Source organism: Arthrobacter sp. SD76, assembly GCF_049726125.1.
GTDB classification, from domain to species: domain Bacteria; phylum Actinomycetota; class Actinomycetes; order Actinomycetales; family Micrococcaceae; genus Arthrobacter; species Arthrobacter nitrophenolicus.
In genome coordinates, this window is record NZ_JBNBLR010000002.1 from 68703 (window position 1) to 92207 (window position 23505).

At 58.3% G+C, this 23505-nt stretch carries 23 protein-coding genes and 5 pseudogenes; 13 read left to right on the top strand and 15 right to left on the bottom strand.

Features of this window, described 5'->3' with window-relative positions; genetic code table 11:
- Positions 1-13: 13 nt before the first annotated feature.
- The 3 genes and pseudogenes from ACPEE0_RS22010 (at position 14) to ACPEE0_RS22020 (ending at position 1717) form a co-directional block, all read left to right on the top strand.
- Positions 14-907 (top strand): fumarate hydratase, encoded by an 894-nt coding sequence (locus ACPEE0_RS22010; RefSeq protein WP_424575409.1) that lies wholly within the window; start codon positions 14-16, stop codon positions 905-907.
- Positions 904-1242, top strand: a pseudogene (locus ACPEE0_RS22015) (fumarate hydratase); the annotation flags it as partial. The gene ACPEE0_RS22010 and the pseudogene ACPEE0_RS22015, both read left to right, overlap by 4 nt.
- 37 nt (positions 1243-1279) lie before the next feature.
- Positions 1280-1717 carry a fumarate hydratase C-terminal domain-containing protein gene (locus ACPEE0_RS22020; RefSeq protein ID WP_424575410.1) on the top strand — a complete coding sequence of 146 codons (438 nt, stop codon included), beginning with the start codon at positions 1280-1282 and terminating at the stop codon, positions 1715-1717.
- Positions 1718-2185: 468 nt separating this feature from the next.
- Here the strand turns inward: ACPEE0_RS22020 and egtA are convergent, their stop codons facing one another.
- On the bottom strand, positions 2186-3481 hold the full coding sequence (egtA, locus tag ACPEE0_RS22025) for an ergothioneine biosynthesis glutamate--cysteine ligase EgtA (RefSeq protein ID WP_424575411.1): 1296 nt from the start codon (positions 3479-3481) through the stop codon (positions 2186-2188).
- A gap of 6 nt (positions 3482-3487) precedes the next feature.
- A pseudogene (locus ACPEE0_RS22030) lies at positions 3488-4672 on the bottom strand (CaiB/BaiF CoA transferase family protein).
- A 272-nt stretch (positions 4673-4944) separates the two neighbouring features.
- On the opposite strand from ACPEE0_RS22030, the pseudogene ACPEE0_RS22035 reads away from it, so the two are divergent.
- From ACPEE0_RS22035 to ACPEE0_RS22070, 8 genes and pseudogenes are all read left to right on the top strand, one after another.
- Positions 4945-5103: pseudogene (locus ACPEE0_RS22035) on the top strand (GntR family transcriptional regulator); the annotation flags it as partial.
- 134 nt (positions 5104-5237) lie between these two features.
- Positions 5238-5582 (top strand): FCD domain-containing protein, encoded by a 345-nt coding sequence (locus tag ACPEE0_RS22040; protein WP_424575626.1) that lies wholly within the window; start codon positions 5238-5240, stop codon positions 5580-5582.
- Between the two features lie 191 nt (positions 5583-5773).
- Positions 5774-6862, top strand: coding sequence for a zinc-binding dehydrogenase (locus tag ACPEE0_RS22045; RefSeq protein WP_424575412.1), 1089 nt, complete (start codon positions 5774-5776; stop codon positions 6860-6862).
- The gene (locus ACPEE0_RS22050) at positions 6855-7778 is read left to right on the top strand and encodes an HpcH/HpaI aldolase/citrate lyase family protein (RefSeq protein WP_424575413.1); all 924 of its coding nucleotides are present in this window, start codon (positions 6855-6857) and stop codon (positions 7776-7778) included. Before ACPEE0_RS22045 ends, ACPEE0_RS22050 begins: the two co-directional genes overlap by 8 nt.
- A 94-nt stretch (positions 7779-7872) precedes the next feature.
- The gene (locus ACPEE0_RS22055) at positions 7873-9363 is read left to right on the top strand and encodes an NAD-dependent succinate-semialdehyde dehydrogenase (RefSeq protein WP_424575414.1); all 1491 of its coding nucleotides are present in this window, start codon (positions 7873-7875) and stop codon (positions 9361-9363) included.
- A gap of 416 nt (positions 9364-9779) precedes the next feature.
- Positions 9780-10184 (top strand): nuclear transport factor 2 family protein, encoded by a 405-nt coding sequence (locus ACPEE0_RS22060; RefSeq protein WP_424575415.1) that lies wholly within the window; start codon positions 9780-9782, stop codon positions 10182-10184.
- A gap of 355 nt (positions 10185-10539) precedes the next feature.
- On the top strand, positions 10540-11166 hold the full coding sequence (locus ACPEE0_RS22065; protein WP_424575416.1) for a TetR/AcrR family transcriptional regulator: 627 nt from the start codon (positions 10540-10542) through the stop codon (positions 11164-11166).
- Positions 11167-11781: 615 nt separating this feature from the next.
- Positions 11782-12765: a serine hydrolase domain-containing protein gene (locus ACPEE0_RS22070; protein WP_424575417.1), complete on the top strand. Its 984-nt coding sequence runs from the start codon at positions 11782-11784 to the stop codon at positions 12763-12765.
- 178 nt (positions 12766-12943) lie between these two features.
- Here ACPEE0_RS22070 and ACPEE0_RS22075 read toward each other — a convergent pair whose 3' ends face one another.
- From ACPEE0_RS22075 to ACPEE0_RS22135, 13 genes and pseudogenes are all read right to left on the bottom strand, one after another.
- Positions 12944-14065, bottom strand: coding sequence for a penicillin acylase family protein (locus ACPEE0_RS22075; RefSeq protein ID WP_424575418.1), 1122 nt, complete (start codon positions 14063-14065; stop codon positions 12944-12946).
- Positions 14066-14123: 58 nt separating this feature from the next.
- Positions 14124-14987, bottom strand: coding sequence for a penicillin acylase family protein (locus ACPEE0_RS22080; protein ID WP_424575419.1), 864 nt, complete (start codon positions 14985-14987; stop codon positions 14124-14126).
- Positions 14977-15426, bottom strand: a complete 450-nt coding sequence (locus ACPEE0_RS22085) for a penicillin acylase family protein (protein WP_424575420.1) — start codon at positions 15424-15426, stop codon at positions 14977-14979. Before ACPEE0_RS22085 ends, ACPEE0_RS22080 begins: the two co-directional genes overlap by 11 nt.
- An 86-nt stretch (positions 15427-15512) precedes the next feature.
- Positions 15513-16076 (bottom strand): ATP-binding cassette domain-containing protein, encoded by a 564-nt coding sequence (locus ACPEE0_RS22090; RefSeq protein WP_424575627.1) that lies wholly within the window; start codon positions 16074-16076, stop codon positions 15513-15515.
- On the bottom strand, positions 16006-16707 hold the full coding sequence (locus ACPEE0_RS22095) for a hypothetical protein (protein ID WP_424575421.1): 702 nt from the start codon (positions 16705-16707) through the stop codon (positions 16006-16008). The genes ACPEE0_RS22090 and ACPEE0_RS22095 overlap by 71 nt, the downstream gene beginning before the upstream one ends.
- Positions 16590-17081, bottom strand: coding sequence for an ATP-binding cassette domain-containing protein (locus tag ACPEE0_RS22100; protein ID WP_424575422.1), 492 nt, complete (start codon positions 17079-17081; stop codon positions 16590-16592). The genes ACPEE0_RS22095 and ACPEE0_RS22100 overlap by 118 nt, the downstream gene beginning before the upstream one ends.
- Before the next feature lie 55 nt (positions 17082-17136).
- Positions 17137-18075, bottom strand: a complete 939-nt coding sequence (locus ACPEE0_RS22105; RefSeq protein ID WP_424575423.1) for an ABC transporter permease — start codon at positions 18073-18075, stop codon at positions 17137-17139.
- 85 nt (positions 18076-18160) lie between these two features.
- Complete coding sequence (locus ACPEE0_RS22110) at positions 18161-19267, bottom strand: sugar ABC transporter substrate-binding protein (RefSeq protein WP_424575424.1); 1107 nt, start codon at positions 19265-19267, stop codon at positions 18161-18163.
- Between the two features lie 469 nt (positions 19268-19736).
- Positions 19737-20576 (bottom strand): polysaccharide deacetylase family protein, encoded by an 840-nt coding sequence (locus tag ACPEE0_RS22115; RefSeq protein WP_424575425.1) that lies wholly within the window; start codon positions 20574-20576, stop codon positions 19737-19739.
- 36 nt (positions 20577-20612) lie between these two features.
- Positions 20613-21367: pseudogene (locus ACPEE0_RS22120) on the bottom strand (SDR family NAD(P)-dependent oxidoreductase); the annotation flags it as partial.
- Positions 21368-21419: 52 nt separating this feature from the next.
- Positions 21420-21917: an SDR family NAD(P)-dependent oxidoreductase gene (locus ACPEE0_RS22125; protein WP_424575426.1), complete on the bottom strand. Its 498-nt coding sequence runs from the start codon at positions 21915-21917 to the stop codon at positions 21420-21422.
- On the bottom strand, positions 21824-22198 hold the full coding sequence (locus ACPEE0_RS22130) for an SDR family NAD(P)-dependent oxidoreductase (RefSeq protein ID WP_424575427.1): 375 nt from the start codon (positions 22196-22198) through the stop codon (positions 21824-21826). Before ACPEE0_RS22130 ends, ACPEE0_RS22125 begins: the two co-directional genes overlap by 94 nt.
- The gene (locus ACPEE0_RS22135) at positions 22191-22325 is read right to left on the bottom strand and encodes a hypothetical protein (RefSeq protein WP_424575428.1); all 135 of its coding nucleotides are present in this window, start codon (positions 22323-22325) and stop codon (positions 22191-22193) included. Before ACPEE0_RS22135 ends, ACPEE0_RS22130 begins: the two co-directional genes overlap by 8 nt.
- A 196-nt stretch (positions 22326-22521) precedes the next feature.
- Between ACPEE0_RS22135 and ACPEE0_RS22140 the strand changes: the two are divergent.
- Positions 22522-22677: pseudogene (locus ACPEE0_RS22140) on the top strand (helix-turn-helix domain-containing protein); the annotation flags it as partial.
- Between the two features lie 69 nt (positions 22678-22746).
- On the top strand, positions 22747-23409 hold the full coding sequence (locus ACPEE0_RS22145; protein WP_424575628.1) for a LysR substrate-binding domain-containing protein: 663 nt from the start codon (positions 22747-22749) through the stop codon (positions 23407-23409).
- The last annotated feature ends 96 nt before the right edge of the window (positions 23410-23505 follow it).

A 23505-nucleotide genomic window follows, 5' to 3' on the forward strand; every position in this document is an offset into this window, starting at 1 on the left:
AGGAAGTCCCTACTTGGGTTCGACATCAGGAGTAGCTATCAAGCAGCAAGAAGTGGATGGATCGTTCAACGACGAGCTCTACACAGAACTTTTGCCCTTGCGCCCATCTTCATCCAAAATGCGGATGCTAACGAGTGAAGGCGTCAGGGTCGAGGGCGAGGGTGACAGTCGGTTCTTAGTAGTCGAACCCGCTGCACTTCAACTGCTTGCCAGCGAAGCGATTAGGGATGTTTCACATTTCCTTCGACCAGCCCATCTGCAGCAGCTCCGGAATATTCTCGATGATCCTGAAGCATCCCCCAATGACCGGTACGTTGCTTTGGACCTGCTCAAGAACGCGAACGTGTCTTCAGGCGGTGTGCTGCCGATGTGCCAGGACACGGGTACAGCCATCGTTTCGGCCAAAAGGGGCCACCGGGTCCTCACTGATGGCGACGATGCAAAACACTTGTCCCGCGGCATCTTCGATGCATATCAGCAACTCAACCTGCGTTATTCACAAATGTCCCCGCTCGACATGTGGACCGAAGCTAACACCCGAACCAACCTGCCCGCTCAAATCGAGATTTCACTGGGCAAAGGCCTTGACTACGAATTTCTATTCATGGCCAAGGGGGGCGGCAGTGCAAACAAATCGTTTCTCTATCAGGAGACCAAGTCCATCCTGGACGAAGACCGCATGCTTGCCTTCCTCCGGGAAAAGATCGAGAGTATCGGTACCGCCGCATGCCCGCCATATCACCTCGCCGTGGTCATTGGGGGAACCTCGGCCGAGTTCGCGCTCAAGACAGCCAAGCTGGCCTCCGCTCACTACCTGGACACCTTGCCTGACTCCGGGGCACACTTGGGTACGGGTACCGCGACAAGGCCTTCGAGGAGCTGGTCTTCAACCTCACTCGCACGATAGGCTTCGGCGCCCAATTCGGTGGAAAGTACTTTTGTCACGATGTGAGGGTCGTCCGGCTCCCGCGGCACGGAGGCTCGCTGCCCATTGCCCTGGCCGTGTCATGCTCCGCGGACCGGCAAATTCTGGGAAGAATCACCCCGGAGGGGGTCTTTCTGGAGGAACTGGAGCGGGACCCTGCCAGGTTCATCCCCAGCACCGGACTCGAAGAAATCACTGATTCGTCGGCTGCGATTCCGATTGACCTCGATGCGCCCATGGAGCAGATTCGCCAGCAGTTAAGCATGTGCGCCATCAGTAGCCGTCTTTCGCTGTCCGGAACGATGGTCGTCGCTCGGGATATCGCCCATGCAGAGCTGAGGGCCAGGGTTAAGCGTGGCGAAGGCCTGCCCAGTACATGCTGGATCACCCCGTCTACTACGCCGGCCCGGCAAAGACACCGAGAACATGCCCTCGGGATCATTCGGGCCGACAACGGCCGGCCGTATGGATGGTTATGTCGAGGAACTCCAGGCTTTGGGGGGCTCGTTGGTGATGCTTGCCAAGGGAAACCGATCCGCAGCTGTCACAGAGTCATGCCGTCAACACGGCGGATTTTACCTCGGATCAGTGGGAGGGCCCGCTGCCAGGCTCGCCCAGGATTGCATCAAGTCGGTTGAGGTTATTGACTATCCCGAACTTGGGATGGAGGCTGTTTTCCGGATAAGGGTAGAGGACTTTCCGGCATTTTTGGTCGTTGACGACAAGGGCAATGACTTCTTTCGGCAGGACATGAGGACACCACTGACGCTTGGAACAACACGACGTCTATAGCGTCACACGATCCCAGCCACACTCGGTAGATTCTGCCGGCCGCAGCCCCTTCGAGGGCGAGGTGACGCGCATGGTGCGGACATTGAACTCGTCACATTGTCGGAATCGGAAGCCCACCTCCCCCAGCTAGAAGGGCATTCACCTAAGACGAAAGAGAGGCCCAGCAGTGCATTACCAACAGGAGTGGCGGCCCTTGGTGGGCCAGCACGTCGAATTACGCCTTAACTTCCAGACAATACGGGGCGGCCTCGTAGATGCAGTGACAAACGACGACCAGATCCTCTGGCTTGCTGCTGAAGGTGCAACGCCCCGGGCCATGTTCTGTCGTAGGGATGGGTACCAGGTCTGGATGAATTACTCGTGGGAATCACCGTCTGCTGCCGTTCGATGAGCATGGTGCACCGGCCCCCAGCCGTGAAACCCGCGTCCTTCTACAATTGCCCTTTTAAGAAGAAGGAAGCAGAAGAATCACTGCTTGATTCGCATATCATCCGCCGGGGATCTCCGCCGCGTCGTCCAACGTTCCATGTAGGCCTCTACCCGGTCGGCCGCCGCTACCGTCTTATGGTGCCGACGAAGGCTACTGGCGGCAACTGCCAAAATTCCTTCCGCCGACCGCGCGATTTCCTGGTCGTCCATACCAAAACGGGCCGCATCAGCCCATCGGTTCATCGAGGGAGCGCAAAGACCCATTGCCCGGTCCGCTGCGGAGGTGTCCTCGATGAGGGCCGCGATCACCGCGACGGGGACAATCCACGACAAGCCAGGCAGGGCATCGATGTAGCGGACCTCGAAATAGCCTTTTGGCCTGATGTGCGGGAACAAGGTCGATGCATGATAGGCCAGATCGTCAATTGTCGGGCGAGTTCGACCCGGTACGACGACGTCGCCACCGTGGATCCAGTCACGGAAGCTGACACCAGAAGGTGCGGACCAGTCTTGACCTGATCGTCGTACAACCATCAGGGAAGCATCCAGAGCCCATCGCGCAAAGCCGTCCGCGACCGTCTCGCCGCGCCGCCGAGGAGGCGTTCCAGTACGTGCTGGATCCAAGCGCTGCCATACCGACTGCCGGGTACTCTTCCAGCCCGTCAAACGTCCCCGGAAATACGGGGAATTGGCGAAGGCTGCTACAAGAGCCGGGCCAATCGCATGCAGGAGCTCCCACCGCGGCTCTATCCCAAGGGCATCAGTCCCGCATTCGACGTTGACCTGAATGGATGCCGAGGAGCACATCATTGCCCGCCCGGCGCTCTGCCAGGGCCGGAAGTAGCTCTCCATTGCATCGTAACGAGGCGACCTAAGAATCCTCCTCGGGTTCCTTGCAGGATCCAGGCCCACGCCGAGGAGCCGCGCACCCTGGCGGGCCGCCCGTTCATCGATCAGGGCTAGATCGCGCTGCACGGAACCAATTAGATTCACAAGCGACGACGCTGGACTGGAACTGAGTTCAACCTGGCCCCCAGGCTCGAGAGTTAACCGCCCCTCAAGTCCATTGAGACCCAGTGATTCAACAAGCGCTTGATACCCCTCACGCGGATAGTGGCGGGCGAATGGTTCTGTCCCGGCTACACCGACGAGCATTTCGAGTTCCGCGCCCACACGGCCGCGTTGTCCTGGCATGAACCGGCTGTGCAGCCAGGCGTGTGCCTCCTCCTCAGACAGGGCAATGATGCGATCGGCATCTTTGCCGTCGATAGGCTGGGAGGCAACCGAGGCCAGGTCACCAGGGGTGGTTGTGCCCTCTGCCGCTGACGTGTCCATACGCGCTCAGTAAACCCCTTCCCGTTCCAGGCGAGCACGCGCCGGCTGGTCATAGCCAATGGACTCCAAGATTGCTTCTGTGTGCTGGCCTACGTCTGGAACAGGATCCATCCGCGGCGTATGCCCGTCCAGAGTTATGGCGGGCAGTATGGCCCTGATGGGCCCGGCGGAGGTATCAACCATGCGCCAGCGGTCGCGGGCCGCCAGCTGAGGATGCTCTATAACATCTGCCACGGGGCGAAGCCTTGCGTGAGCAATCTTGGCCTCGCTCAGGCGGTGTTCCAGTTCATCGCTTGAATTCGACCCAAAGACTTGGCTAATGACTGCATCAAGTTCGACCCTGTGCTCTACCCGTTTGCTGCCGGAATCAAAGCGGCCGTCCACGGCAAAGGTTGGGAGCTGGAGAACCGTCGTGCAGAACGACAGCCATTCACGCTGGTTTTGAATCGACAGGACGATTTCCTTGCCGTCACCGGCAATGAATGTACCGTAGGGCGCGATTGCGGCGTGGCTGGTACCGGCGCGAGCCGGCTGTTTGCCCCCGTACTCGGTGTAGTAGAGGGGTGCCCATCCATTCGATCAGAGAGTCGAAAAGGCTGATCTCAACGTGGGTGCCCTCGCCCGTTCGCTCCCTGTTGTATAACGCTGCGAGCAGTCCAGCGAAAGCATACATACCAGCACCGATGTCAGCGGTTGGAATGCCCGTCTTGGCAGGCGCCTCTTCCGATCCAGTAATCGACACCAGACCTGTCTCGGATTGAATCAGAAGATCATAGGCCTTAGCGTCACGATAGGTCCACTTGTGCCATAACCGCTGATCGAGCAGGTTATGAGTTTGGGGTACCGGGCTCTGAGATCAGCTGAACCAAGGCCCAGACGCTCGGCCGCGGACGGTGCAAAGTTTTGGATGAACACATCAGCCTCACTGAGCAGCCGGTGCATGATCGCCACTGATTCCGCGTTTTTCAGGTCGAGGGCGATGCTCTCCTTTGAACGGTTCAGCCACACAAAGTGGCTGGACAAGCCGTTCACTGCCTCGTCATAGTCCCGCGCAAAGTCCCCGCCCCCGGGCCTCTCGACTTTGATGACCCTCGCCCCGAGATCGGCCAACTGCCGAGAAGCGAAGGGTGCCGCTACAGCCTGCTCGCAGGAAACGACGGTGACGCCCTCCAACGGAAGTCTAGATGCCATCAGATTTCTCCTTTGTTAGTACAGCAAGTATGCACCAAAAAAAATAACGATGCACAGTCTTAAATATCATGCATAGTTACCCCAGCTCTGTCCTTCTGTAACTCCGAGGGCACTGGCGGACTGACCGACGAGCAGAAGATGATTCGATGGAAAGGGGACCCAAATATTCTTTTGTGAGATAATGTACGATGTGCAGCGAAGCGTAAGCTATGGAAAGGCGGAGTGACCACCAAGTGGCCTCAAATCCCGTAACGAAGCGCGACCAGATCATCATGGATATGCGCACCCTGATTTTGTCGGGTGAACTCGCCAGAGGAACCCGGCTTCCGCAGGACCATTTGGCGAAGCGCTTTGACAGCAGCATCACACCGGTCCGCGAGGCTCTCCGTGTACTTGAGTCTGAGAATCTGGTGGTTTCTGAACCACACCGTGGGGTCCGCGTTGCGGGCATTTCGCTTGAACGCATCAAAGCGACCTACATTGTCAGGCGGCTCCTGGAGGGGTACGCGATTCGCAGGGCCGCGACAAGGCTCTCCCCCACGACCTCAGGCAGGCCGAACAGATCCTGGAGCGGCTCAACGAAGCCACCCAGCAGCAGGACACCGAAAACATTCGACTGCTCAACCACCAGTTCCACTTCTTCTTCTATGAGCGGTGCGGTATTCCTGCCCTCTCCGACGAAATTGAGGATTTGTGGCGCGCCTTCCCCTGGGACATGATGCTGTCCGCCCCAGAACCGTCGTACGCGTCGGAAGTAGAACATTCAGCAATCTTGGACGCCGTCAAAGCCGGAGACCCTGATCGAGCAGCTGAGGCGCTGGAGGTTCACATTCGGCGAAGCTTCACCGACCTGGCAGAACGGATCACCGGCAAGGCTGCCCCGGACCCCTTCGATATCGACAACGACTGACCGGGCCGCTCCTTCGGCGGGTCCAGGGCTCCCTCGCCGCCGTAAGCACTGTTGACATCCAAACCAGAGACAGCCAGTATTGAAGCCACGAATCATGCATTATTCTTAGTTTCGTGTATGAAAATCCTAGTCGGGCACCCTAGCGTGCATTCCAGTCCTGCTCACACTTGGGCATGTGAAGGAGATAGTTGATGCGAGGCGTTACTACCGTTTTGACTGCCCCCAATGAAGTGGAGCAGCGCGAGTACGAGCTACCGGACCCACCCTCGGGCGGGCTCTTGCTGGAAATGCTTCGCGCTAATGTTTGCGGAACTGAAGTCCACATTCTCCACGGGGAGCACCCACTGATTGGGCCCGGTTGCGTCCTAGGCCACGAAGGCGTGGCGAGGGTGTCCCGTCTGGGAGAAGGAGTCCGGCGAGACTTCGCGGGTGAACCTTTGGAAGAGGGAGACCGTGTGGTCGCCACCTATTTTCAGGTTTGCCGGCGCTGCCCTGAATGCAACTCCGGACACGGTAACCTATGCAGAAACGCATATAAGGGTTGGTCGTCACGCGCCGATATGTCGCCTCATTTTCACGGCACCTTTGGCACGCACTACAGCGTAGGCCCAGGCCAGTACGTCTACAAAGTACCGGCCAGCATTTCCAGCAAGGCGGTTTCATCCGCGAACTGCGCGCTGTCCCAAGCCTATGCCGGATGTGAAGTAGGGGATATCCGCATCGCGGACAAGGTGATCATTCTCGGGGCCGGAGGACTAGGAATATGCGCCTCTGCCGTCGCCAGCAAGATGGGGGCCGAGGTCTTTGTCGCCGAAATGACTCCGCAGCGGCTGCAAAAGGCTTCCGAGTTCGGGGCACACCATCTGATAGATCTGTCCCAGGCGGAGGACAGCGCACAGCGTGTCGAAATGATGCGCGAGGCTACCGGGGTAGGAGCTGATGTGGTGATCGACATGACCGGAGTGCCAGGAGCTTTCTCCGAAGCCGTCGCGACCGTCCGCCCGGGTGGCACCCTGGTTTCCATCGGCAGCATCAGCCCCAACCGGTTCACCCAGTTCGACCCGGGATCATTCACCCGTTCCGGAGCCCAGATACGGGCATCCATCCGCTACCCCGCGACAGTTCTAGGTAAGGCTGTGGCCTTCATTGAATCCACTCCACAGTTTCCATGGGAGGACCTGGTCGATGCTGACTTCGAGTTCTCTCGGGTCAACGATGCACTGAAAGCGGCCGACGCCCGGGAAGTAACCCGTGCCAGCCTGGTCATCAGCCATGATTGAGTCCGCAAACCCAACCCACGGCAGCACGCACGGATTTCAAGGCCATGATTCATTCGTGAGGACCCGGTCTGACTGCTCCGCCCAGCAGGCTGTTGCCGACGCCGTGTCGGCGCTGTTCGTTCCGGGCAGCCGCCCGGATCGCTTTTCGAAGGCTGCGTCATCAGCAACAGACATCGTCATATTCGACCTAGAGGACGCAGTTGCCCCAGCACAAAAGGCGGACGCTCGGGCCAACGTCGCGGCCGCCCTATCGCCGGACACCGGCCTCCGAGCTTTGGTGCGCACAAACCCTGCCGGAACCCCCCACTATGCCGCCGACATCGAAGCCTTGTGCGAGGTCGCAAGGTACAAGGCCCATGGCCTGCTGGGATTTATGGTGGCCAAGGCTGAAACCCGTGACGCTATCCGTGACCTCGCATCGTGGACGCTACCACTGGACTTGGCTGTGGTTCCGCTCATCGAATCGGCACTGGGGCTGGTCAACTCACATGATTTAGCCAAGGTTCCAGGCGTGACCAGGCTGGCATTCGGGGCCATTGATTTCGCCCTCGACATAGATGCTGGATCCGACGACCGTTTTCTGGACCATGCCCGCTCGGTACTTGTCCTGGCGTCCCGAGCGGCGGGCCTCAGCGCGCCGCTGGATTCACCGTCGACGGAAGTCAAAACCATGAGACGGGTCAGCGACTCTGCCCGTTTGGCTCGCAGCTTCGGTTTCGGCGGAAAAATGTGCATCCACCCCACTCAGGTGGCAGAAGTTAATGCCGCGTTCAGGCCCACCGCTCAGGAGATCGCATGGGCGGAGCGGATCGTCGGCTGCGACGAAGCAGTTCTCCAAATGGACGGGCAGATGGTTGACCGCCCGGTAATAGAGCGCGCGAAGAGAATTCTGCAGCGCGTTTCAATCGCTAAATAAAACCGAGAACCTGGGACCCCGATGGGGAACTGACATGCGGCCTCCATTGGCAGCACAGATAAACGACAGGGGCGAAAGCCCGAAAGGAACGAAAATGGCACACCCCACGATCACACCGGGCCTCGAACATGATCTACTCGCCTCCGTACCGACCGGCCTCCTCGTCGATGGCCAGTGGCGCGAAGCCAGCGACGGACAGACCTTCGAAGTTGAGGATCCCTCGACTGGAAAAACTCTGGCCGTTCTAGCCGATGCCACAAGCGAGGATGCTCTTGCCGCTATGGACGCCGCAGATAAAGCGCAAGCCAGCTGGGCGCGAACTGCACCCCGGGAAAGGGCCGAAATCCTCAGACGCGCCTTTGAACTCGTTACGGCCAAGGCCGATGACTTTGCGCTGCTTATGACACTGGAAATGGGTAAACCCCTTGCCGAGGCATACTCAGAGGTGGCCTACGGCGCAGAGTTCTTGCGCTGGTACTCCGAAGAAGCAGTGCGCGACTATGGTCGCTACGTCACCAGCCCCGACGGGAAAAACAAGATACTCGTCCAGCGCAAACCAGTTGGCCCGTGCCTTCTTATCACTCCGTGGAACTTCCCCCTTGCGATGGCGACACGGAAAGTCGCCCCCGCAGTTGCAGCAGGTTGCACAATGATCCTCAAGCCGGCGGCCCTCACCCCGCTAACTTCCCAGCTATTCGCACAGGTCATGATCGACGCAGGACTCCCAGCTGGCGTCCTTAACGTCGTTTCCACCTCGAAGGCTGCTGACATTTCCGGCCCCCTGCTGAAGGACTCGCGACTGCGCAAGATCTCGTTTACCGGATCGACCAGCGTCGGCAAACACTTGATGGCCGCCGCAGCCGAAAATGTCTTGAGGACATCCATGGAGCTGGGTGGAAACGCCCCGTTCATCGTGTTCGAAGATGCAGATCTGGACAAGGCGGTCGAAGGTGCCATGGCCGCCAAAATGCGCAACATGGGTGAAGCATGCACCGCGGCGAACCGCTTCCTTGTGCACGAATCTGTCGCCTCGGAATTTACGCAGAGGCTTGCTAGGAGGATGGCAGAGCTCCGCCCAGTGCGCGGGACCGACCCAGGCTCCACCCTCGGCCCACTGATCCACAGTGGAGCGCGTGAAGAAATCCATGGCCTGGTCACCGCAGCCGTGGCTGAAGGAGCAACCATTGCCACGGGAGGAAACAAGGTAATGGGTGAAGGCTACTTCTACGAGCCCACGGTGCTTGGCAATGTCCCAAGCACAGCCGCGATCCTTTCCCAAGAGATTTTTGGGCCCATCGCCCCCGTAACGACCTTCACCAATGAAAAACAAGCGATAGAAATGGCCAACTCCAGCGAGTACGGACTCGCGGCGTATCTCTTCACCCGCGACTACAACAAGCTCATCCGTGTCTCTGAACAGATCGAGTTCGGCATGGTCGGATTCAATGCGGGGATGCTGTCGAACGCAGCTGCTCCCTTTGGAGGAGTGAAACACTCCGGCCTTGGAAGGGAAGGTGGCGCGGAGGGCTTGTCCGAGTACACAAGCGCACAATACGTATGTATTGCCGATCCCTATGTGAACTAGCGCCGACCCTACCCAAGTGAACATCTGGCAGGCCGAGGACCCCGAGAAGGGACAGTTCTCGGCCTGTCCTGATTTCCGCACTCATCCTTCGTTGGACTCGTGACGCGAAAACGTGAAGGTCGAAGCTCCTGGTCAGGACTTCGGACTGCTGCCTCCGGTGGACCGACAGCGTTCCCCGCAACAGAAGCCAGGGGCCAACATGCTCTTAGCTCTCGCGCGTCAGGCATAGGGCATCTCCCTTTTCTAAGGGCACGGCGTCCTTCTGATGGCCGTTTCCGCCAACTCCGCCGCGTGGCTTAGCCCATTCCCCGTAACCACTTGGAAACAGAGTGTCGCCAGAATGAAACATGAATAAGTTTCAATTGTTGTGTAGCCCACGCGGCATCACTGACTCCCGAAGAAACAAAGGAAGCAACATGTCTGAAACCACCGCAGTAAGCAAGAACATCAAGGTCATCCCCACCGCCGATTACGTAGCCGTCAAGGAAGCCATGGCCGGCTACCTTGAAGGCCTGACTGTCGGCAACTTCGACCGCATCACCGACTCCTTCTGGGAAGACGCCACCATGCACGGCTTCACCGCAGCAGGCCTGACCGAGGGTACGTACAAGAACCTCAAGCCCTATGTGGAGCAGTTCGGTGCTGCCCCCGATTCCAAGTGCCACCTGGACGTCCTGGCGATCACCCCAAGCACGGCCGTCATCCGCATCGATATGGAAGACAACGCAGACGGCACCGACTACACCGACTTCCACACGCTGATCAAGCAGGACGGCACCTGGAAAGTCATCGCCAAGGTCTTCCACCAGTACGGCATCTAGAACACCCAAACATCGTGTGCCCGACCGTGAATATGGGCGGGGGTCTTGCCAGAACCAACCAGTCGTGGCGGGATGTTTGTTCGTCCGATGGCTTTCGTACGGCAGACCGAGCGGGCTCCGTGAGGCGGCAGCGGCTAAGCATGCGGCTGCCGCTCTTATGCATCCCAGCCGCCGCTGTCAGCGGTCAGGCCGCCCCGCCCAGGATTACCCAAGCACGTCCCGTCTCGTGCTCGTGGTGAGTCGACGGCCTCCGTATCCCTACGCGTGCAGCTGCCTTTCGGTCCACGCACGGCGCCCCAGAGCGGGAACCGGGTGGTACAGGTCGTAGTATTGGGAGGTGACGCTGCGAGATATCATGGACGACATTCCCATTCAAGTGGGAGTGCACAAGGAAGCGTTACAAAGCAGGAGCCGCAAGAAGCTGGCGCTAACCCTCGAAGTTACCCGTGGCCTTTTGGAAGAAGGAGGTCCGCAGGCGGTAAGTACAACAGCCGTGGCGGCCCGTGCCGGCATCTCCGTGGGCTGGTTGTATAACTACTTCGAGAACCGCGACGCCCTCCTGGAAGAGATCCTGGTTGGCTGCCTCAGGGGGCTGGACGGAGCCATGGCCGACGCGGGCATGGACCTCAGCGGACCTAACTGGCGCCCCAAGGCCGAAGCGGGTGCGCAAGCCTGTTTGGAGTATTTCAGCAAGGACGCTTCCTTCCGGGCCATCTGGTTTTCCGGGGAGTTCTCTGGCCGAATGATCCAGGTGAACCGGCACCATGATGATGCTCTCGCAGCATGGCTGGCAGGAACTGTCACGCAAATGCGACCAGACGCTCCGAAGGTTTCGATCAACACTGTCATGGAGATTTTCGTGGGCATGCTCGACAAAGGAGTGGACTTGGCCTTCCGGGACAGTCCGCAGCATGGCGATCAGGAAGTTCTTGACGAAGTTCGACGCGCGAGCGTGGAATACCTCGCGACGTATCTTCCCTAGAAAAAGCGCGCCAGGGTGGGAGGGCAGGAGACCGCCAGCCCTCCCGCTCCCAACGCGACCTTCCCTCCTCCATAACGAAGGAAATCAGGCTCCCGGTCGCAGCGCCCGTTCACCCATGCCTGCCAACGGCAAGGAAAAGGGCAGTGGTTTAGTGCCTTGCGGCACGGCGAGACGTTAGGCACTTGTGATCAACGAAGACGAAAACCTGAAATAGGATCAAGTTTCAAGACGGTCCCATTTAGTTCGTGGGCCGCTTCCACAATTTCCCAAGCTGATTCCCTTGACCTTGGTGTCTCTCCCGATTCCGGAGGAAACTCGTGCCGAAAAGAATTTCCATCAAGATTGCCCTGACTGCCCTCTTGGCAATACCAGGCCTGTTGCCTGCACCTCTACTCCCGCGCCAATAAGCTCCCCTGAAGTTTCTGTTGGCCCGACAAAAGGCGCCGGTCAGGACATCGGATCCTTCGTCCTCAGTACCGAAGCAAAGTACGGAGAGACCGAACCAGGGTCCCGGGCGTTTGTCTTCCGCCACATGGACGAAGTGGACCACAATCCCACCGTACAAGTGCGCCACGGTTCGCATCTACGTCGGTTTACCCAGGCGAACCCGTTGAAGTGTCCTTCGAGTTGGATGGTAAAACGCAGAGCATCGAAACCTTCATGAAAGATTTTGGAATTACGAGCCTAATGGTGGTGAAGGACGGCCAAGTACGGGCCGAGCGTTACCAATACGGAAATCAGGCGTCGTCGAAAATGGTTGTGCAGTCCGTCACCAAGTCTGTAACCTCTACGGCCTTGGGTATAGCAATAGAAGCCGGCCAGATTGCATCACTAGAGGATCCGGTCATCAACTACATTCCAGAGCTGAAAGGCAGCCCTTACGGCGCATCCTCCATCAGAAATCTGGCGGACATGACTCCTGGAGTTGCCGTGCCGACGACAGAGGCGCCGAAGGACCCAACAAAAACACCACGCCGTGTCGCGTATTACGATTCAGATCCGGCGGCGGTGATTAATTGGCTTAAGACCTTTGAAAAGGTCGCTGAACCAGGAAGCGCATTCGCATACTCGGACTACAACTACTACTTGCTTAGCCTGCTCATCGAAAGGGCAGTGGGAGAGCCAATCGAGGAATACATCTCGAAGAACATCTGGGAACCGGCGGGGATGCAGTATGACGCTTACATGCGCACCACACACGCCGGTCAAGTAGATGGGCACGGCGGAATGTCAATGACGCTCGGCGATATGGCCCGATTCGGTGCCTTTGCCATGGATTCGGTGAAGGGTACAGGCGGACCACACGTTTCGCCCGCTTGGTTCAGGGATATCTCGCTGGCGAGTACCAGCACCGGGGTTCGGGCGCCCGGAGCCATAGACCTGTTCCCAATTTCGGCTACGAAAGCGGGTGGTGGACTCTTCCGCGTGACGGAAAAGCCTACGCTCTTGGGAACGATGGAGCTTTTGCGGCATTGGGCACCTACAATCAGGCCGTTTACGTCGTTCCGGGCGCGAGCACGGTTATTGCCATGCAGTCTGCCGCCAACTTTCATGCTCCGGAACTTTTCCTACATGGGCAGAAACTGGCCACAGCGATAGTAGAAAAGCTAAAAACCGACGACGCATAGAAAGAGTACGTGGGGTGTAGGGCCCGGCTTCGGCTTGGCTCTACACCCCTGGCGTTTCACCCGAATTTCACTGCAGCTTGGCCTTGCTGTCACGTCTGAATTTTTAGATGCGTGGTCACGCTGGGGCCGATTCAGTGCCGAGGAGGAACCTAGTCGGTTTTCGGTTGGATCAGTAGCCGTTCAGTGGCGTTCGCCTCGACTGCCTCTTTCGAGTAAAGCAGCGGGAAGTATCCGTCCTTGAGCCAGAGTTCGTATAGATCGGCATAGTGGGAGCTTCTCGGATCGCCGTCTTGGCCAGGCGTGTTGATGGCAAATGACTGATCCCAATTTCCAACGTCCAGAACGATTCGGAAGGACGCACCCGTGGCCTCAATTCCCGTCAAGGGCGAGGGGGCAGCAAGTCCGACGGTCTCCGAGTTCCCTGATTTCGGTTGTGGCCCAATGGTTAGCCACTCTTCGTTTGCCAGGATCTTGGATAAAGGATGACTTAGGAGGGACGTGTTCACCTCTCCCCAGGCCCAGTTGAGCTGGTCCTCTCCCAGTTCCGTGCGCAGCTCAGTGACAGCGGAGGCGAGGGTGGATTCGAGTACTTCTCGCAGGCGCGCTTCGTGGGCAGCCAACTTGTGAAACAGCATCATGTCGATGGAGAGGTCTCCGATAACCGTTTCCGGTGGAGTGATTCGGGCCAACGCGTCGTCAATGACGTCGGCGTCCACCAGTGTCCGCAGTGCGTCCACGAAGAGGTAGTTCCTCAGCGGCCCCCGGAACCACCGTTCAAACAGGGTCGCGGCAGTCGAATCCACCGTCATGTGAGCGTCCCACGCTTTCAGAAGTTGCCTGCCGAGCTCTGCTGCGGGTTGTGTGAAGGGCTCATCCGGCATGAAGGCGCAAACGTCACGAGCAGGAATGCTCAAATAGTCGTTTTGCAGACGCATGGATTGTCCAAAGTCGTGGGCGTGGTTATCCTCCAAGACTTCCGCAATCCGATGCATGCGATATGGGGCATACCACTCGTAGGATACTTCGACTGGTTCCCACTCCTCTGGCCCGGGCAGATTCATCTCGTTAGCCGAGGCCACCCAGCCTCGTTGAGGATCGACCATGTTGGGCAGTGCGCTGGCGTCCTGGTAACCGTTCCATTCGTATCGGCCATCGCCGGGCACTGGGAGGAGACCGTTCCAATTGGGCCTGACAGGAACCAGGGCGCGCGGAGACCAGCCGATGGAACCGTCGATGTCGGCATACACATGGTTTACGCCTGGGCACCCCATCGGTTAAGTGCGCTCCGCACATCATCGGCATTCTTGTAACTGAGGTTCTGGAGGCTGGTCAGGTATGGTGCCATGCCTGTTCCAGCCACGCGGCTCGCACTCCGAAGGCTGCGCCACGGTCGCGATCAACGTAGATAACAGGCCCGTGCCTGGTGAATTCGAGTTCTACTTCGACTGGGTCGCTGTCCCTGACTTGTATTACCTCGACGATGCGTTCGGTGCGGACCCAAGCGTCGTTGTAGCGGTAGAGCGTCGGATCTTCTGGGTGAAGCTCATAAACGTACAGATCCTCCTGATCGGCGTTCCAAATGGTCAAACCAAAGGCAACAGAGCCGTTGTGGCCGATGGAGACTCCCGGCAGCTGTGGTTCGCCGGCTCCGATGACATCGAAGTCAGGGCACTTCAGATGTACCAGTTGCCGCAGCGAAGGTGTAGTCATTGCCCGATGGGGGTCGTTCGCCAGCAGCGGCCGTCCGGTGGATGTACGCTTCCCGGAAATGACCCAGTTGTTGCTGCCCTCAGGAGCAGGCGGTTGAAAGGAACCTGGTCCAACCGGGCCAGTAGCCAGCCTGTAGACCGCGAGGATGTCCTCATGGATCAAATCAAGGTTTAGACCATCAGGAACCGTGATGTCTGCAGCGGGTGACAGATCACGCCGGAGTCCTTCCACTTCAGGTCCGAAGTCTCTAATCGTCATGGCCCGGGCCACCTCTTGTTCAAGGTTGGCATAGAGACCGTGACTTCGGATGCGCGTTACGTCGCTAGCCTCCCAGGGCTCGGGAAGGTAACCGAGGAGGTGGAATTCAGGTGAAAGACGTGTTGGGTCCGCCACCGTCATTTCTATCCAAGCATTGATGCCGGCAGTGAAGGCTTCGACGATGCCTCGGGTCTCGTTGCCATAAGCAAGCCACTCAGCCCGCATATCGCCTCGATATAAAAAAGAGCCGCGCCGCTCGGTCCCGTTCGACGTACTCAGCTCCGAGCACTTCGGCCACAAGGCCCAAACCCCTTCTACGCCACCAGTCGAGTTGAAACATCCGATTGCGTGCAGTGACGAATCCTTGCCCGAAGAAGACGTCTTTTGCACTTTGCGCCTCAATGTGCGGTACTCCCCACTCATCGATTGCGACCGTGATGGGTCCCTGAACTCCCCTTATGGTCAAGGTTTCTTCGTTCACTGGCTGGTCTCTCTTCCTAAATGTATTCCTGTATTCGCCGGGGTCTGACTCGGAGCCCGGATCGGATGGACGCGCCTTTTGCCCTAAATGTCGACGAGCACTACCGGGTGAGGAGCTTGCCTGCGAAGACGTGGTCAAGGTCCCCCGGGCGAATCCGTCAGTGGTGTTGTTGGTCAGCAGCACTTCACCCGTGGAGAGTGCAGCCGCAGACTAAGTAGGAGATTGATCTGGCCGAGTAGGGCTGCTTCCTTTGGCGCGGTAGCGGACCTTTAGCTGTCACTCCGTGCCGGTGTAAGGGGTCGCCGGCTGGCTGCTTCACACGGTGACTGGTCCGTCACACGCTTCGAGTAGCGCGGCTTCGGTGAGAGTTTTCCCGCCAGCTCCGCTACGATGCGCCCTTGGTGAAGCACCAGTACCCGATGGCAGGTGGCCACGAGTTGCTCGTGGTCGCCGGAGAACATGGCGACTGCGGCTCCGGCCTTGGCCGCTTCAACCATCTCCTCCAGAAGAAGTTTCGCGGCACCCGGATCGACGCCCTGGGTTGGCTCATCCAAGAGAAGAACCTGAGGGTTCAATTGAAGCCACTTCATGAAAACCAGCTTCTGCTGGTTCCCGCCACTGAAATCAGTGACAGGGAACTCAGGTTCGGCGGGGTGGACTCGTGCCCGCTGCATCAGTCGCGTCGCGAGTGTGCGGATCTTTCGAGCGTCCAGCCCCTTCCAGTTCTGGAAGTCCTCCAGGACAGGGACCGTCAGATTTTCCTCAGCCGTGCCAGCTGCCCATACGCCATCCCGTAGGCGGTTTCCAGGGACAAGAAGAACGCCGCGTTGGATGGCCGAAGCGGGGGGAAGTGAAGGTGACCTGAGAGCCGTCGACGGCTACTGTCCCTGCGGAGACCGGAAGATCGCCGGCGATGAGGTATGGGAGTTCTTCCTGCCCCATGCCGGTAAGACCTGTGAAACCAACGATCTCGGAGCCACGGATTGCGAAGCTGACATTTTCAATTTTGTCGCCAGTTAGGCCAGTGACCTCAAGTCGGACTGTCGTGTCATCGAAGATGGGCGGATCAGGAAAGAAGTCGTCCATGCGTTGCCCAAGCATCTCGGCGACGATGTCGGAGCGTGTCGTGTTTTTGATGTCGGTTGTTCTGACGTCACGGCCCTTCCGCATGATCGTGGCGCGGTCGCAAACTTCCATCACTTCGCCCAGGCGGTGACTCACGAAGATGACACCTGCACCCAGGTCAGCCATTCTGCGCATGAGTTGCAGAAGTTCGGACGCCTCATGCTTGGGAAGTGCGGCCGTGGGCTCATCCAGAATGAACAAATGCTGTTCTGATGAGCTATTCAGCAGGCGCATGGCACGTGCAACGGCGAGCAGCGCGCGTTGAGTGGGACTGAGTGTGGCGACGAGTGCATCGAGATCGAGTGCGAAGCCCAGCCGGCCAAGGATTTCTTCATACACCCGCCGCTCCGCACGGATGTCCACGGGGAGCAGGGATTTCGTTCCGTAGCGGGCGTTACGCCCAGGTTTTCCAGGACCGTCATGGAATCAACGACACCAATGTCCTGGTGTACTACGGCTATGTGGCTATCGTGTGAGTCAATGTGTGTCGTGTTCAGGGGCGAGCCGAAGATTTCGACCTCTCCTGCGTCAGCTGTAACCACTCCGGTGAGAATCTTTATCAGAGTGCTTTTCCCGCACCCGTTTTGCCCGAGCAATGCGTGGACTTCGCCTGCCCTGACAGTCAGGGAAACATCTTCCAGCGCCAGGGCTCCGCCATAGGCTTTTGCAACGTGCCGCACAGAGAGCGCGACAACTGGAGAATCTGATGTCATCTCGTGGCCCCTCCCCGGCGTCTGCCTGCGAGCTTTGCGGCGGTCACGGCTCCAATCAGTGCCAGCCCGTAGAAAATGTTGGATACCCACGTCTGGGCCCCCAAAAGCTGGAGTGCGGTGATTCCGACCGTGAGGAAGTAGAGGGCGACCAGGGTGCCGAAGGCATTAACCTGCCCACTGCAATGGCCGTGGCACCGAGGAAGGCGGCAGCAAATGGCTGGAGCATGTATTGACTTCCTACGCTGGGGTCGACGGCGCCGAAATAGCCGATAAAGCAGATGCCGACGAGCGCTGCGAGGATGCCCGATACCATGTAGGCGCCCATTCTAATTCGATCAACCGGGACCCCGCTTAGCCGGCTGGCATTCCGGTTTCCTCCGACGAAGATCATGTACCGGCCAAGCGGAGTGCGCTGGTATACGTACCAAACCAAGACGATGAGGACCCATGCATACCATGTGATCATCGGGATCCCCAGCAATTGCGAGCGGGCGAAATTGACAAACTCATCCGGCACTCCGCCTACGACTTTTCCACCGGTTACAAGGTAGGCGACTCCTGCGAGTGCTGTGAAGGATCCCAAGGTGATGACAAAGGAGTCAACTCCGATCTTGACGACAAGGTAGGCGTTGATTAGCCCGACCACTGCCCCCAGCAAAAGCCCAATGACTACAGCAAGCAGTGGTGGAATGCCGGTGAGCGAAAGTTGCAGCACAACAGCACCGGAGGCGACCATGATCTGCGAAATCGAAAGATCAAAGTCGCCGACGCGAAGAACGATGGTTGCTGTCAGGGCCAGTAATAGCACGAGGGACTGGTTGTTGAGCATCGTCGTCAGCAGCGCGGGAGTTCGGAACTGGGGGAAGATAGCAACGCAAGCTATCGTCAGGACCGCAAGACCGATCAACAGAGCCCACCGCTCGAATGAGAAGCTCTTGAGTATCTGTGATACGGGACGGCTTGCATTCCTTGTGGGTTGCAACGCTTGATCCATGACGGTCTCCTTCTAGAGACGTAGATGTGAAAATACGGGGGATGGAAGCGGTGGTGGCCCCAGACCCACCACCGCTTCCGAATGGTCAGCCCTTCCAGGCGTTGACGAACTTATCCTCGAAGCCGACGTAGTTCTCGAAGGTCTTGCCCTGCGAACCGTCCCCGATGTTCTCGGTGTCCAGAATTCGCGTGGGCACGACGATGCCGTTCGGCTTAGCTCCGGCCAGGTGCCGGGCCATATCATCGAGGGAAACCCAGCCGATCCAGGCTGGAGGAGGCCACGCGGCAGTGCTGTCCAGATGCCCGCCATCAACAATTTCCTGTACTGCGGTTTGTAGTCCGTCATGGCTGAGGAAGACGCCTTGGAAATTTGAAGCAGAAAGGACGGGGTTGATGAACGTCACGGCGCTATCCCATGAGCTCCACACGTAGTTGGTGTCGGGGTCACGCTGCAGGGCGCTCGTTAACTGGCTGCCCACATCTGTGGATACGTTAGCGAGATCGATGTCCAGAACGGTCAGCTTGCACTCAGTCGGGCAGTATTCTTCGAAAACTGATTTCGCTCCCTCGACAAGTTTGGCCCAGACGCCGACCTGTGATGAATGAACCAGCACGACGTTAGCTTTGCAGCCGGAGTTGGCGAGGACCCATTTCGCCTGCGCAATTCCGTCTTCAGTCGGAGTGGCGGCGACGTTTCCGTAGATGCCTTCAGGCAGTTGGTCGTTGGGATCTCCGGAGTAGAAATTCTGCACGGGGATGCCTGCAGCCTTTGCGTCAACCAGAGACTGGGAGACGACTGCAGGATCAATGCTGACCAGGATGATTCCGTCAGCCTTCTCAGCGATCGCCTGCTGGATTCCTGCGTTGTAGCGATTTACTTGACCCTGGCCGTCGTAAAGCGTGGTCTTGATCCCGGCCTCATCAGCCGCCGCCTTCATGCCATCGAAGAGTTCGGATCCCCACTGATTGACGAGCGCAGTGACAATCCATACGTTCTTGCCAGCAACAGCTGCGGTATCCAAGCGCTCTTCCGGCACCAGCAGTGGGGTGACTGCCCTGGCAGCTTCAACGTCGGGCGATACGCTGTCGACGCATTTTTGCTGGTCGGCGGTGAGCTCACCCGCTGTCTTCGCGCTGCTCTGGCCGGCCTCCGTTGCCGGTGTACAGCCCGTAAGTAGAGCGGCGAGTGTCACTGCAGTCACCACGATGAGACGTGGGACTGATGCCAAGGATCGCCCCCTTTTCCCATACCGGGAATCTCGGTTCTTGAACAACATTGGTCTTTCCTCCTAGATGTATCCCGCTTCCGGGGTTTTGACCTTCGCGTTAGGCGTCGGTGAGGTGCAGGGCCGGAATGATCGACCGATTGGTAGATTCATGGATTTGATCCCCGCACCCTTGCTGGTTGCCCTCCGGGAGAGCAGCGATACGAAGGTCTAGTCCAAGCGGCCGAGCACCGGTCAGCCAGCGATTTCCGGCTCGCCAAATAGAGCCACTGAAGTGTCTTTCCTGTTGTGGTCAGCGCGGTCGTTTCACTGAGTACATACGCCCTCCACTAGGGCGTGAATCATGAGTATGGACGATTGCTCGGCGTTTACCTTCGATGTTTTGAGAGGGCTCAAGGATGCTAGCGATCCCGTCGTGCCGGTTAGGCTGAGCTTTTCAATTGACCCAGGTGTCAGCTATCTCACCCAGGGTCGCTATCCAAACCCCCTCGCGTTCACGTACGTGTGCCAGGAACTTCTCGAACGCGACAATGTGGTGGGCCCTGCCGATGGTGCCGGGATGCACTGTGAGGGTAAAGACGCCACCTTCCTCGTGCTCGTATGCATAGTCGAACTGCGTGGTCCATCCCTTGACCAGGTCGTCGATGCTGGAGGGTCCGTGGACCACCCCGGAGATAAACTCCAGGTGTGGGAAGTCATCGAGGTACCAGGAAACAGGAATTTCGAGGATTCCCCAGGGCTCGCCAAACGTATTTCCATTCTCCAGATCGAGACTGATCTTGCGAGGGAAGTAGGGCTGGAAATCACGTCCCATCAGCGAAGAGTCGTAAGTGAAGCCCCACTTCAGGAGCAGTTCAAACGTGGTGCTGCTGAAATCCCATGCCGGTGAGCCGAAGCCGCGGGGCCGCTTGCCCACGTACTTTTCATGCTGCGCGATGGTTAATTCCATGAGACGCGCTTCTGTGTCCGGATCCATTGAGGGAATGTGTTCGTGATAGCAGCCATGTGCACCAATTTCATGGCCAGCTGCGAGGACCTTTTCGAACTGGGCGGGAAATGTCGCCATTGTATGAGTGGGAGTGAAGAACGTTCCCTTGATGTCGTACTTCTCGAGCAGGGCGAGGACCCGGGGGACACCTACTTCCGCATCAAACTCACCCCGAGCGAGATAAGCGGGGCTTTCCAGCTTGAACGTCCCCTGCCAGGCGGACTGGGCGTCGAAATGGGGCTGGATGTTAAACGCAAGTCGTTTTCCCGGAGGAAGTTGTAGCGGCATGATCTCTCCTTGATCTGATGTGGGATTTATCGGCAGTCAGATGGTCTGTCCGCCATCAATGACGAAGTCGCTGCCAGTGATGAATCCGGCCTCGTCGGAAGCCAAATAGGCCACGAGGGCCGCAACCTCCGTAGGCTGCCCGATGTGACCAACTGGCAGAGATTCGATGTAGGCGCGGTTTGTCTCCGGCGAGTTCAATTTCGCCATATCGGTGTCGATGAGTCCCGGGAGAACGCAGTTGGCCCTGATGCCGTGTTTACCAAGTTCTTTGGCAACGGACTTGGTCAATCCTCGAACACCCCACTTTGAGGCGCAGTAGGCTGCGAGGGCGGGGAACCCGCTGCTGCCGGCAATCGAGGAAAGGTTCACGATTGATCCCCGCCCGCTTCAATCATGGAGTTCAAAACTGCCTTAGTCCCGAGGAACGGGCCAATCATGTTTACCTGGATGTGGGCCATATAATCGTCGAGAGCTGCCTCAGCAAACGGGACAGGGCGGAAAATGCCGGCGTTGTTGATAAGAACAGTCGGAGGCCCAAAAACTTCTCGAGTTTGGGCTACACAGGCGGTCCATCCACTTTCATCTGATACGTCTAGCCCGATAAAGTGTGCCGCGTCGCCGAGCATCTTGGATGCTTGGGTACCTGCTTCAATGTCCAGATCCGCCACGACAACGGATGCACCGCGACCTATCAAAGTCGACGCGCACTCATATCCGATACCCCGCGCAGCGCCGGTCACAATGGCGACACGGCCGTTAAGGCTGGAGCTGGTAGTTGAGTTGTTAGTCATAATCTGAAGCCTTCCCTTCGGTAAAGTTTGATGATCTTGACGATGCGGGTGATCAGCTGATTGGCGATGCAAACAAACCCTGGCCACCGCCCATGAAGAGGTCTGCGCCGACCACAAACGAGGACTCGTCAGATGCAAGAAACAGGACTCCGTAGGCAATTTCACGAGGGTCACCGATTCGGAGCAGAACAGGATTTGATTCAATGAATTCCTGTTCCCGTCCCGCGGGATCGGGCGAGGCAGCGATGACTGAACGCATCATGGCGGAGTCGATGGTTCCCGGCGAAATGGCGTTGACACGGATCATCGGTCCGTAGTCGACCGCCATCTGCTTCGTAAGCATTAGCACCCCGCCCTTTGCGGCGGTGTACGCGGGTAACGTGCGAGCGACAAAACTTCCGAAGGTGGAGCAGGTATTGATGATCGCGCCCTTGCGCGCCTTGAGCATGTACGGGATTACAGCACGCGAACCGAGGAAGACACTCCGAAGATTGGTAGCAATGACACGGTCCCAGACATCCACGGGGTACTGATGCGCTGGCTCATACACACCTGCAAAACCGCATTATTGTGAAGGATGTCGATCCCTCCAAAGGCATCGACGGTTGCCGCCGCCATGCGTTCCGTCCCCTCAACTGAAGAAACGTCTACCGCGATGGATTCTGAACGTCCACCCGCCGCCACGATCTCGGCTGCAACAGCTTGCGCGCCTGATTCGTCAATGTCCGCCACCATGACAGCCGCTCCCTCCTCGGCAAGCAGGAGGGCCGTCGCACGACCGATGCCGCTCGCTGCGCCCGTCACGATGGCAACACGCCCATTGCTACTCATCGGGCAGCCATACCGTGACGCCGGGGGCAGGGTTTGAGGAGGGGAGCAAGACGTTCTGCCGCTTCCAGCGAGGGTGTGACGCCAAGGCGCCGATCAGCGGTTTCCTGTGGTCTGAAGTGGTGCTCAATTGAATCCTCCTAGTGTGTTCCGGCGGATTGTTTTCCGCTACCGCTGGCTTAGCCCGTTCCGCATGGGACTACCTCCAAAGCCCGATGTGACGGCTATCTCTCTTTAGGTCTATGGTCACCCGCCGCGTGATACGTGTCCAATGCCAAAACCGTCTCGGGTGATAACCTGAGAACATCATGGACTATCGGGATGTAATGCACTTTCTGGCCGTGGCTGAGTCAGGATCCGTAAGGGAAGCTGCGGTACAACTCCACATTTCCCAGCCTGCCGTTTCGCGGCGCATCATAGGTTTGGAGCGACAGCTAGGGGTACGGCTCTTCCACCGGGCCCCATCGGGAATGATTCCTACGGCCGCCGGCGAGAGTCTTATGGAGATGGCTACCGATATGCGGGATCGTTTCCGCAGGGCAGAAGGTGTCATGGAGACCCTCCGTTTCGGAGCTCCGAGTTTCACTTTGGCCTGCCCGGAAATGACCGCACACTACTTCATCGCCCCCTATATCGCGGCTGGTGCGCCAGTTGAATCCATCCGGACGGCGCAACCAGCAGAGGTATACGAAGAACTGCGCCGGGGCGCCGATGTTGCCATCAACACGTCGGAACCGCCGCCGCATCTGGCGTCACGGACCCTTAGCTCCACGAGGATCCTCGTGCAGTACTCCGGGCGGCCGGGATTTGACGTCGAGGAGGGCACAGTCGAGCTGGCAAAGGTTGTCCAATTCCCAATGCTGCTGGCCAGAGGCCGAGCCGTCGAAGCCCTGGTCCGGCGTACCGCGATGGAAGCGGGTCTCAGCCTTGACATGGCCACAAATACAACCGATCCCGTCATCGCCCAAGCCCTGGCGGCCGCGGGAAGAGGCAATGCCGTGGTACTTGAACCTGTAGCCGATTATGACCTGCAGCAGGCATTCGTCCTTCATGGAGGCAAGCCACTAGTTGTGCACTTCTACGCGGTGTGGGACCCCGCACATTACGCGGCCCGTGAAATCGTTTCCTTTGTTCAGGACCTGTCAGCTTGGTTCGAGCGAAAAACGCCTTTCCCTACCCGGAAAAGGGCAATGTTCCTCCCAGAGAAGAAGTAGCTCATTACGAAGTGACCGGCTCACCCCAGAGCCGGAGCTAAAGGGACTGAGTCCCGGCATCGCGCCGGGCTCAGTCCCTTCCATCTCTTTCCGGAA

Excerpts from the sequence above, each read along its gene's own strand:
- ACPEE0_RS22060 (WP_424575415.1), top strand. The coding sequence starts at position 9,780 with ATGTCTGAAACCACCGCAGTAAGCAAGAACATCAAGGTCATCCCCACC.
- egtA (WP_424575411.1), bottom strand. The coding sequence starts at position 3,481 with ATGGACACGTCAGCGGCAGAGGGCACAACCACCCCTGGTGACCTGGCC.
- ACPEE0_RS22100 (WP_424575422.1), bottom strand. The coding sequence starts at position 17,081 with ATGACATCAGATTCTCCAGTTGTCGCGCTCTCTGTGCGGCACGTTGCA.
- ACPEE0_RS22130 (WP_424575427.1), bottom strand. The coding sequence starts at position 22,198 with ATGAGTAGCAATGGGCGTGTTGCCATCGTGACGGGCGCAGCGAGCGGC.
- ACPEE0_RS22075 (WP_424575418.1), bottom strand. The coding sequence starts at position 14,065 with ATGGGGTGCCCAGGCGTAAACCATGTGTATGCCGACATCGACGGTTCC.
- ACPEE0_RS22055 (WP_424575414.1), top strand. The coding sequence starts at position 7,873 with ATGGCACACCCCACGATCACACCGGGCCTCGAACATGATCTACTCGCC.
- ACPEE0_RS22145 (WP_424575628.1), top strand. The coding sequence starts at position 22,747 with ATGGAGACCCTCCGTTTCGGAGCTCCGAGTTTCACTTTGGCCTGCCCG.
- ACPEE0_RS22065 (WP_424575416.1), top strand. The coding sequence starts at position 10,540 with ATGGACGACATTCCCATTCAAGTGGGAGTGCACAAGGAAGCGTTACAA.
- ACPEE0_RS22045 (WP_424575412.1), top strand. The coding sequence starts at position 5,774 with ATGCGAGGCGTTACTACCGTTTTGACTGCCCCCAATGAAGTGGAGCAG.
- ACPEE0_RS22105 (WP_424575423.1), bottom strand. The coding sequence starts at position 18,075 with ATGGATCAAGCGTTGCAACCCACAAGGAATGCAAGCCGTCCCGTATCA.
- ACPEE0_RS22050 (WP_424575413.1), top strand. The coding sequence starts at position 6,855 with ATGATTGAGTCCGCAAACCCAACCCACGGCAGCACGCACGGATTTCAA.
- ACPEE0_RS22080 (WP_424575419.1), bottom strand. The coding sequence starts at position 14,987 with ATGCGGGCTGAGTGGCTTGCTTATGGCAACGAGACCCGAGGCATCGTC.
- ACPEE0_RS22115 (WP_424575425.1), bottom strand. The coding sequence starts at position 20,576 with ATGCCGCTACAACTTCCTCCGGGAAAACGACTTGCGTTTAACATCCAG.